This window comes from Patulibacter sp. NPDC049589 (genome assembly GCF_040675535.1).
Taxonomy (GTDB): Bacteria; Actinomycetota; Thermoleophilia; order Solirubrobacterales; family Solirubrobacteraceae; genus Patulibacter.
In genome coordinates, this window is record NZ_JBFAPC010000073.1 from 18692 (window position 1) to 27613 (window position 8922).

Consider the following 8922-nt stretch of genomic DNA (forward strand, 5'->3'; position numbering starts at 1 on the left):
CGTGGCGCGTCGCCGCTCGTCCCAGGAACGCTGGAGCAGCGCACAGTGGGCGTGCGCCGTCGGGTCGCACCGGGGCGGCCGGCGGCGGCCTCCGGTGGCGCGGAAACGCTCCGCCGAGCGTCCCGGGACCGACTCCGGGCCCGGACGACGAACGGCGCCCGGCGGCCGTCCTGCTGGAGCCGTCGACAGCCACAGCGCGCGATCCGGCCGGGCGGCCGACCCCGCGGGTGGTTGCATGACCCCATGACCGCGCCCGCACGAACCGGCCCGCTGACGGGCATCCGCGTCCTGGAGATCGGCTCGATCGGGCCGGGGCCGTTCTGCGCGATGCTGCTGGCCGACCTCGGCGCCGACGTCCTGCGGGTCGACCGCGCGGCCGGCGGCGGGCTGGTCGGCCCGAACGCCGACCACCGCACCGAGCTCATGCACCGCGGCCGCCGGTCGATGGCGCTGGACCTCAAGCACCCCGACGGCGCGGGCGTGGTGCTCGACCTGATCGAGACCGCGGACGTCCTGATCGAGGGCTTCCGGCCCGGCGTCGCCGAGCGGCTCGGCATCGGGCCCGATGCGTGCCACGAGCGCAACCCGCGCCTCGTCTACGGCCGGATGACGGGCTACGGCCAGGACGGCCCGATGGCCCAGGCGGTCGGCCACGACATCAACTACGTCGCGCTCTCGGGCGTGCTCGGGATGATCGGCCGCGAGGGCCAGCCGCCGACCACGCCGCTGAGCCTCGTCGGCGACTTCGGCGGCGGCGGGCTGACCCTGGCGATGGGGATCCTCGCGGCGCTCGTCGAGCGCCAGTCCTCCGGCCTCGGCCAGACGATCGACGCCGCGATGGTCGACGGCGCCGCGACGCTCGCGACCGCGTTCTTCGGCTTCTCCCAGACGGGCGCGTGGTCGCCGGAGCGCGGCACGAACCTCGTCGACGGCGGCGCACCGTTCTACGACACCTACGAGTGCGCCGACGGCGGCTGGCTCTCGATCGGCCCGCTGGAGCCCCCGTTCTACGCGGCGATGCTCGGGGTGCTGGGCCTCGACGGCGAGGACCTCCCCGCCCAGTACGACCGCTCCGGCTGGCCGACGCTGCGCGAGCGCTTCGCCACCACGATCCGCACGCGCACGCGCGACGAGTGGGCCGCCGCGGCGGACGGCATCGAGTGCTGCGTCTCCCCGGTCCTGACCGTCGACGAGGTCGCCGACCACCCGCACCTCAAGGCCCGCGGGACGTTCGTGGAGCACGAGGGCCTCGTCCAGCCGGCGCCGAGCCCGCGCTTCGACCGCACCCCCGCGCACCTGGACCGGCAGCCTCCGCTGCCGGGCGAGCACACCGAGGAGGCCCTGGGCGACTGGGGGATCGGCGCCGACCGGGTCGCGGCGCTGATCGCCGACGGGGTCGTCGGGCGCGCGGACGGCGGCGGGGCCGCCGGAGGCGGATCGGCGGACGCGGGGCCGACGTCCGACGCCCCGGCCGTCGCCCGGACGGAGGTCGCGTCGTGAGCGCCGCCGACTGCACCTACGGCCTGTCGATCGTCAGCCGCGGCACCGGCCCGGCGCGCTTCGCCGCGGCGGCCGACCTCGCGCGCGCCGCGGACGACGCGGGCTTCGACGCGCTCTGGACCTCCGAGCTCTACGACCGCTCCGCCACGATCCTGATGGCGCACCTGGCGGGCGTCACCGAGAACGTCCGGATCGGCTCGTCGATCGCCTACGGCGTCGGCCGCACGCCGCTGATGTGGGCGGCCGAGGCGCGCGATCTCGACGAGCTCTCGGGCGGCCGGCTCGCGCTCGGGCTCGGCAACGGGACCAGCCGGATGATGTCCGAGTGGCACGGCGTCGACGGCAGCTCGCCGGCGGTGCGGATGGAGGAGCTCGTCGTCGTCCTGCGCAAGCTCTGGCGCCTGCACGAGGGCCCCGTCCGCCACGACGGCCGCTTCTACCACGTGGACGTCGCCCCGCCGGCGGCGACGCTGCCGCCCCTGCGCGAGCACCTGCCGATCTACACCGCGGGCGTCAACCCGCGGATGGTCGAGACCGCCGGCCGCGTCGCCGACGGCGTCGTCGGGCACCCGATGTTCACCGCCAAGTACGTCGACGAGGTCATCCGCCCGGCGGTCGCGACCGGCGCCGCCAAGCGCGATCGCGACCCGGCCGACGTCGAGACGATCGGCATCCTCATGTGCGCGGTGCACGAGGACGAGGAGGTCGCCCGTCGGCAGGTCGCGTTCTCGATCGCGCAGTACGCAGCGTCGCGCGTCTACGACCGGCTCTTCGAGCTGCACGGCTGGGGCGAGGCGCAGCTGCGGATCCGCGACGCCGCCCGGGCCCGCGACGCGGAGGCGCAGATCGCCGCCGTCCCCGACGACGCGATCGACGCGATCGGCGTGGCCTGCCGCCCCGGCGAGCTGGCCGAGCGGGTCGCCCGCCACGCCGTGTCGTACGACCACCTGGACCTCACCGGCCCGGCCTGGGGCCTCGAGCCCGAGGCGCAGGAGCAGGCGGCGATGACGATCGTCGAGGAGATGCGCGCGGCGTTGACCCCGGCGTCCGTCGCCGGCTGAGCCTGGCTGAGGCGGCCGCCCCGGGGGTGGCCCGCGCCCGGCCGGCCGGCCGCCGTCGCCGCGGGCCCGTCGCCCGGCGGTCCTGCCGCGTGCGGGAGCGGCGCCACCCGCCGCCCCCGCCCCGCTGGCGGTGACTCCAACGCTCCCCGGGGACCCCGTCCGGACGCCGGCGGACGGCCGATACGGTGGATCCCACGGACCGTCCGCCGGCCGCCCCCACGGGCCCCGGCGACGGCCGCCGAAACGACCCGACCGCCCCACGGGGCAGGAGCGAGACACCGCGTGCTCGACCTCACCACGATGCGCCTGGAGCGGCCCGCGCCGGGCGTCCTCCTCGTCACGCTGGACCGCCCCGAGCGCCTGAACGCGCAGACGCGGACGATGTTCGACGAGTTCGCGGCGCTGGCCGCGGACCTGCGCCACGACCACGAGACGCGCGCGGTGGTCCTCACCGGCGCGGGCAAGGCGTTCTGCGCCGGCTACGACCTGGCCGACGCCGACGAGCTCTCGACCCTGGGCGCGCGCGGGATGCTCCGGCTGCAGGAGAACAGCGCCCGCGCGCTGGAGGCCCTGCGCGCGATCCCGCAGCCGCTGATCGCCGCGGTCAACGGGGCGGCGACCGGCGGCGGCTTCAGCCTCGCGCTGTCGGCCGACATCCGCCTCGTCGCGCCCGAGGCCCGCTTCAACGCCGCGTTCGTCCGGATCGGCCTGACCGCCGGCGACCTCGGCTGCTCCTGGCACCTGCCGCGCCTCGTCGGCCCGGGCCTGGCCGCCGAGATCATGTTCACCGGCCGCTTCGTCGACGCCGAGGAGGCGGTCCGCATCGGGCTCGCCAACCGCGTCGTCGCCGGCGACGAGCTGCTCGACGCGGCGTTCGCGATGGCCGACCAGATCGCCGCGAACTCGCCGTTCGGCGTCCAGCTGACGAAGACCGCCCTGCAGGCGAACCTCGACGGCGTCTCGCTGCACACGGCGCTCGAGCTCGAGAACCGCGGCCAGGCGCTCGCGACCCGCCACCCCGACATGCCCGAGGCCCTGTCGGCCTTCAAGGACCGCCGCGCCCCGAACTTCGTCGGGTGATGTCGGTCCCGCCCGCCCCGCCCGCCCCCCGAGAGGACCCACGATGACCGTCACCACGCTCTCCGCCGCCGACGACCTGCGCCACCGCGTCCCCGAGGGCGTCAAGGGCCGCGACAGCCTGTTCTGGAACCTGATCCTGCCCGAGGAGGAGATCGGGCTGCAGGTCTACACGATGGTCGACCACAACGGCTGGGCCGGCCGGCAGGTCGCCGTCTTCGGTCCGGGCGAGCAGCCGCTCGCGCTCGAGATGGAGCACGGGATCAAGGTCCCCGACGACCAGGACTTCGACGCCTGGCGCGTGAAGGGCCTGGAGATCGACCTGCCCGAGCCGCTCAAGCGGGCGGAGATCCGCTACGCGGGCGAGGGCGTCTCGCTGGAGTATTCCTACACGGGCCTGCACGACCCGTTCTCCTACTCGCGCAACCCGGTCGGCTGCCCGCCGTGGATGGCGATCGACCGCTTCGAGCAGACCGGCCGCGCCACGGGCACGCTGCAGGTCGACGGCCGGAGCATCGACTTCGACACCCTCGTCCACCGCGACCACTCGTGGGGCCGCCGCAACTGGCGCTTCCCCCACCACTGGAAGTGGCTCTGCGCGCAGACGCCCGACGGCGTCGGCCTCAACGCGATGCTGTGGATCGCCCGCGGCGAGCTGGGCGTCAACGGCTACGTCCTCCGGGACGGCGAGCCCGTCGCCTTCACCGGCGCCCGGCAGTCGGCGACCTACGACGACGACATGACGCAGCGTCACCTCGAGGTCGAGTTCGACGACGAGCAGGGCGGCACGACGAGCCTCGTCATGGACCGCTTCGGGGTCGTGAACATGCCCTTCGGCTCCGACACGACCGTGATCGAGGCCGCGTGCACGGCGACGATCGACGGCGTCGCCGGCCAGGGGCAGTGGGAGTGCCTGTGGCCGACGTCGTACGTGCAGCACCTGGCGGCGACGGAGTAGGCGCGGCACCGGTCCGTGGCCGCCGAGGATCCCGGCCCACAGCCGCCGACGGGAGGTCAGCTCGCCTCGTGTTCGAGCGTCGTGGAGTCCCGCCCGAGGTCGCGGGCGATGTCGGTGGCCTTGCGGAAGAGCCGTTGGGATCCGGGCAGGCGGGCGAAGCCGAAGTGCTCGTAGAACGCGGCGGCACGGTCGTCGATGGCGTCGACGACCATCAGGCGGCCGCCGGCGATCACGATCGCGTCCAACGCCCGGTGCAACGCGTCGACGAGCAGATCGGCTCCGTGTCCGTTGCCGTGCAGGTCCTGCGACAACGCGAGGCGGGCGAGCAGGATCGCGGGAATCGTCTCGGGTGATCCTCGGGCGATCCGTCCGGGCGCCTCGACGCGCCGGACGACGTGCGGCGCGAGCGTGACGTACCCGAGCACGACGTCGGGGGCACTGGGAGCGACCCAGACGTAGGTCCGTCCGACGTGCTTGGCTGCGACGGTCGCGGCCGAACGCCGGAGCCAGGAATCGAGGGGTGCCACGCCGCAGGAGAACGAGTCGATCGCGTGGTGCTCGCGGAGCGGCTCCAGGTGCCGTGGCTGCGCGGAAGCCCCGGGCACCGGGTCAGCGGTTCGCTGCGGCGCGCTGCAGAGCGGCGTTGGGCTCGTAGGGCGCGTCCAACGCCTGCAGGACCCGGTCGAAGTGCTGGGCCTCCAACTCGGTCGCAGCGTTCTGAGCGAGCACTTCCTGCGCGCGAGCGGCGGCGGCGTCGAGCACGAACGCCGAGACGCTCTGGTGGGTCGTCGCGGCGGCGGCGGTGATCTGCGCCGCCCGCTCAGGCTCGGCGCGCAGCTCGAAGCGGGTCGACTTCGTCGGTCGCGGTGTGCTCGCCTTGCGCATCAGCCGACCATAGCGTACGGCACTATCCCGTACATCATCTGCTGGGACGTCAGCTCGCCTCGTCCCCGCCCATCGTCAGCCGCAGGTAGCGCGAGATCGCCTCGGCGCGGTTGCCGGCGCGCAGCTTGCGCAGGATCCGCTTGACGTGCGACTTCACCGTCGCGTCGCTGATCACCAGCTGCTGGGCGATCCGCGCGTTCGTCGCGCCCGTCGCCATCAGGCCCAGGACCTCGAGCTCGCGCGCCGTCAGGAGCGCCTCGATCCGCGACCCGGGCAGGTGCGACGAGGGCGGCTGCAGGCCGGTACCGGGCAGCGTCGCCGGGGCGTCCGGCGCGCGGCCGGCCAGCTCGATCTCGGCGTTGGCGAGGTCCGACAGCACGGAGGTGACGGTCGCCATGGCCCGGCCGACCTGCTCGCGCTGCTCGCGCAGGCGGTTGAGCAGCACGGCCCGCTCGAAGATGTGGCCGAACGACTCGGTGAACGCCCAGAGGACCTCGCGGTCGATCTCGGTGACCGGCGCCGTCTCGTGGTCGGCGTGCAGGAAGCCGATCACGCGGCCGGTCGGCATCAGCGGCGCGGCGACGTAGGAGACGAGCCCCGACGCCTCGGCGAGCGGCCGGTAGACGCGCGGGTCGTCGGGCGTGAGGACGATCGCCGGCGCGCGCCGACGGACCATCTCGTTCTCGAGCAGCAGGTGGTCCAGCGGGATCCGCGGCGTCGTGATGAGCCACTCGCGGAACCGCTGCTCGAACTCCCGGTCGCCCGCGGCGTAGCTCTTCCACGGCCGCCACGTGGAGTCCTCCACCCGCGAGAGCAGCGCGCGGTCGAACCCGCAGCCGGTGACGAGCGCCTCGCAGACGCGGGACAGGAGCTCCTGCGGGTCGTGGATGAAGCGCAGCGGCGCGAGGCCGGCCTCCAGCGCGTCGAGCCGGTCCCGGCGCTCGCCCCGCTCGTGCTCGTGCACGTCGGAACGGAAGGACTGCAGCTCGACGAGCAGGGTGCCGAGCGCGCCTGAACCGCGGTCGCCCTCGGTGAGCCGCTCGACGACCGACGCGGAGACGACGTCCAGCTGGGCGGCGACGCGCGCGAGGTCGGCGTCCGGCTCCTCCGACGACGGCGACCCGGGGTCGAGCAGCTCGTCGGCGTCGCGCAGGAGCCGGCGGCCGCGCCGCAGCAGCGCCGTCCGTCGACGGCCGTCCGCCGTGCGCGACGGGCGGGGCGCGGTCGTGGATCCGAGCGGCAGCATGCCACGAGTCCTACCCGGGGTCGGGGTCGATCGGGGGCGGTCCGCGGAAGCCCACTGGCGATCTCCACAACGGCGCGGCCCGGACCTCCGACGGAGCTCCCCGGGACCCGTTCCGGGCACGAGAATGAGACATCGTTCACATCGAGGCGCACGGTTCTGGCCGGGTGTTCGACGTGTGGGAGTAGAACGTATCCACTTCGTGCGAACCATCGTTAACGTGGGTCGCACGAGCAGGTCGAGAGGGCGCGGGGCATGACGGAACACGAGGCGATCAACGGGGTTCTCGGGCGGGCGACGGTCGCGGAGGCGTTCTTCGCCGCGGCGGACGCCTACGCCGGCCGCGTCGCCGTGCGCGAGCACGGCTCGGACCGCAGCCTGACCTTCACGGCGTGGGCGGCCGCCGCGTCCGAGGTCGCCGCGGGCCTGCACGCCGCGGGCGTGCGACCCGGGCAACCCGTCGCGCTGCTCCTGGACAACGACGCCGACTTCCCCGTCCTCGACATGGCCGCGGTGGTCCTCGGGGCCGTGCCGTTCTCGCTGTACAACACGGCCCCGGTCGCGCAGCTGCTCGAGAACGTCGACAACTCCGAGCCGCCCGTCGTGATCGCCGGCGCCAAGTACGCGTCGGTGGCCCGCGAGCTCGCCGGCCTGCGCCCGTCGACCATCACGTCGCTCGTGATCGTCCCCGCCGACGGCGTCGACGTCGACCCCGCCGGCGCGGTGCCGGGCGAGGTCGGTCTCGACGAGCTCCGCGAGCGCGGCCGCGCGGCGATCGCCGACGGCTACGACGCCCGCGCGGCCGCGGAGGCCGTCGCCCCGGACGACCTCGTCACGCTCGTCTACACGTCGGGCACCACCGGCGCGCCGAAGGGCGTGCAGTACCGGCACTCCGGCGTGATGTTCATCATGCGCTCGTTCCGCGAGCGGCTGGGCCTCACGCCGGCCGGGCGCGTCGTCGCCTATCTGCCGATGGCGCACATCGCCGAACGGCTGCTCGGCTACTACATGGGCATGGCCTACGGCGCGACCCAGACGCTGCTGCCCGAGCTGCCGCGCCTGTCGGAGGCCCTGCGCGAGGTGCGCCCCACGCGCTTCTTCGGCGTCCCGCGGATCTACGAGAAGCTGCTCGTCGCCGCGGAGTCCTCGGCGTCCCGCGCGGCGGGCCCCGACGGCGTCGCCGCGCTCGACGCCCTGCTCGACGAGCGGATGCCGCGGATCGCGGAGGACGGCCCGCTGGCCGACGCGCAGGACGGCGTCCCCGACGCCGCCCGCGCGGCCTTCGACGCGGCGCGCGAGGAGACCGGCCTGGACCAGGCCGAGTGGCTGATCATGTCCGGCGCCTCGTGCCCGCCGGCGCTGCTGCTGCGCTTCCACGCGCTCGGGCTGCGGGTCAACGAGTTCTACGGCAGCTCGGAGAGCATCTCCGCCACGAGCAGCCCGCCCGGGGCGATGCGGCTGGGGACGGCCGGCACGGCGCTGCCGGGCATCGAGCTGCGGCTCGGCGACGACGGCGAGGTCCTGCTCCGCGGGCCGAACATCACGCCCGGCTACCTGAAGGACCCGGTCCGCACCGCCGAGGCGATCGACCCCGACGGCTGGTTGCACACCGGCGACGTCGGCGTCCTGGACGCGGACGGCTACGTGAAGATCGTCGACCGCAAGAAGGACATCATCATCAACTCGGCCGGCAAGAACATGTCGCCGACGAACATCGAGTCGGCGATCAAGCTCGGCGCCCCGCTGATCGCGCAGGTCGTCTGCGTGGGGGAGGCCCGGCCCTACAACGTCGCGCTGCTGGTGCTGGACGCCGACGCGCTCGCGAGCTTCGCGGACCGCCACGGCCTCACGGGGCGCACGCCCGCCGAGCTCGCCGACGACCCGGTCGTCCGCGCCGAGCTCGAGCGGATCGTCGCCGCCGGCAACGCGCGCCTCTCGCGCGTCGAGCAGATCAAGCGCTTCGGCGTGGTCCCGGCGGAGTGGACGCCGGGCGGCGAGGAGCTGACCGCCACCGGCAAGCTCAAGCGCCGCTCGGTCACGCAGCTCTACGCCGACGACATCGACGCGCTCTACGCGCCGGCGCACACCCCGTCCGGAGCATCGCGATGACCGCCCAGACCGGGTCCGACGTGGATGAGGTGGCGCTGGAGCGCTGGCTGGTCGCGCGTGGCCTGCTGGACGCGGTCACCGACGTGCGG

Annotated in this window: 8 protein-coding genes; 5 read left to right on the top strand and 3 right to left on the bottom strand. The window is 74.5% G+C overall.

What is annotated here, in order from left to right; genetic code table 11:
* The first annotated feature begins 243 nt into the window (after positions 1-243).
* The 4 genes from AB0L40_RS14835 to AB0L40_RS14850 all read left to right on the top strand — a co-directional run bounded on the left by AB0L40_RS14835 (position 244) and on the right by AB0L40_RS14850 (position 4596).
* Positions 244-1500, top strand: coding sequence for a CaiB/BaiF CoA-transferase family protein (locus AB0L40_RS14835; RefSeq protein WP_364355706.1), 1257 nt, complete (start codon positions 244-246; stop codon positions 1498-1500).
* A complete protein-coding gene (locus tag AB0L40_RS14840; RefSeq protein WP_364355709.1) occupies positions 1497-2561 on the top strand; it encodes an LLM class flavin-dependent oxidoreductase in 1065 nt (354 codons plus the stop codon). The genes AB0L40_RS14835 and AB0L40_RS14840 overlap by 4 nt, the downstream gene beginning before the upstream one ends.
* 300 nt (positions 2562-2861) lie before the next feature.
* Positions 2862-3641 (top strand): enoyl-CoA hydratase-related protein, encoded by a 780-nt coding sequence (locus AB0L40_RS14845; protein WP_364355727.1) that lies wholly within the window; start codon positions 2862-2864, stop codon positions 3639-3641.
* Positions 3642-3684: 43 nt separating this feature from the next.
* Positions 3685-4596, top strand: coding sequence for a hypothetical protein (locus tag AB0L40_RS14850; protein ID WP_364355712.1), 912 nt, complete (start codon positions 3685-3687; stop codon positions 4594-4596).
* 56 nt (positions 4597-4652) lie between these two features.
* Here the strand turns inward: AB0L40_RS14850 and AB0L40_RS14855 are convergent, their stop codons facing one another.
* The 3 genes from AB0L40_RS14855 to AB0L40_RS14865 are packed head-to-tail and all read right to left on the bottom strand — an operon-like array spanning position 4653 to position 6727.
* Positions 4653-5201: a GNAT family N-acetyltransferase gene (locus AB0L40_RS14855; RefSeq protein WP_364355715.1), complete on the bottom strand. Its 549-nt coding sequence runs from the start codon at positions 5199-5201 to the stop codon at positions 4653-4655.
* Positions 5202-5205: 4 nt separating this feature from the next.
* On the bottom strand, positions 5206-5481 hold the full coding sequence (locus AB0L40_RS14860; RefSeq protein WP_364355718.1) for a DUF1778 domain-containing protein: 276 nt from the start codon (positions 5479-5481) through the stop codon (positions 5206-5208).
* A 49-nt stretch (positions 5482-5530) separates the two neighbouring features.
* The gene (locus tag AB0L40_RS14865; RefSeq protein WP_364355721.1) at positions 5531-6727 is read right to left on the bottom strand and encodes a LuxR C-terminal-related transcriptional regulator; all 1197 of its coding nucleotides are present in this window, start codon (positions 6725-6727) and stop codon (positions 5531-5533) included.
* Between the two features lie 252 nt (positions 6728-6979).
* Here AB0L40_RS14865 and AB0L40_RS14870 point away from each other — a divergent pair, with 252 nt between their 5' ends.
* Positions 6980-8833 carry an AMP-binding protein gene (locus AB0L40_RS14870; protein WP_364355724.1) on the top strand — a complete coding sequence of 618 codons (1854 nt, stop codon included), beginning with the start codon at positions 6980-6982 and terminating at the stop codon, positions 8831-8833.
* Positions 8834-8922 lie beyond the last annotated feature (89 nt).

Coding starts and splice junctions, on each gene's coding strand:
- AB0L40_RS14865 (WP_364355721.1), bottom strand. CDS start 6,727: ATGCTGCCGCTCGGATCCACGACCGCGCCCCGCCCGTCGCGCACGGCG.
- AB0L40_RS14835 (WP_364355706.1), top strand. CDS start 244: ATGACCGCGCCCGCACGAACCGGCCCGCTGACGGGCATCCGCGTCCTG.
- AB0L40_RS14850 (WP_364355712.1), top strand. CDS start 3,685: ATGACCGTCACCACGCTCTCCGCCGCCGACGACCTGCGCCACCGCGTC.
- AB0L40_RS14870 (WP_364355724.1), top strand. CDS start 6,980: ATGACGGAACACGAGGCGATCAACGGGGTTCTCGGGCGGGCGACGGTC.
- AB0L40_RS14860 (WP_364355718.1), bottom strand. CDS start 5,481: ATGCGCAAGGCGAGCACACCGCGACCGACGAAGTCGACCCGCTTCGAG.
- AB0L40_RS14845 (WP_364355727.1), top strand. CDS start 2,862: ATGCGCCTGGAGCGGCCCGCGCCGGGCGTCCTCCTCGTCACGCTGGAC.